The organism is Desertibacillus haloalkaliphilus (genome assembly GCF_019039105.1).
Classification (GTDB): Bacteria; Bacillota; Bacilli; order Bacillales; family KJ1-10-99; genus Desertibacillus; species Desertibacillus haloalkaliphilus.
On sequence record NZ_JAHPIV010000624.1, the window covers coordinates 1 to 324 of the forward strand.

Below are 324 nucleotides of genomic sequence, written 5' to 3' on the forward strand. Positions count from 1 at the left end.
TCTTTGCTCTGGCGAACCCGGTTCCTGAAATTTTGCCAGAAGAAGCGCATGAAGGTGGCGCTGCGATTACGGCAACTGGCTCATCACAATGGGCAAACCAAGTTAACAATGTGTTGGTGTTCCCAGGATTGTTCAAGGGATTGTTAGCAACGGACATTAAGAAGGTGGAACTACGTCTGCAAGTTAAATTGGCGGAAGGGTTAACACAAATGATAACTACGCCAACGGCAGACCACATTGTACCACGCGTATTTGATGATGGTGTCGTCGATGCCGTTTCAAATGCAGTAATTGCATACGCTAAGGCATAACACAGACATAATA

General features: G+C 46.0%; 1 protein-coding gene. It reads left to right on the forward strand.

Annotated elements, in window-relative coordinates; all coding sequences use genetic code 11:
* Positions 1-311: malic enzyme-like NAD(P)-binding protein (locus KH400_RS23580; protein ID WP_281418780.1), on the forward strand; the 311-nt coding region annotated here is incomplete at its 5' end.
* Between the last annotated feature and the right edge of the window lie 13 nt (positions 312-324).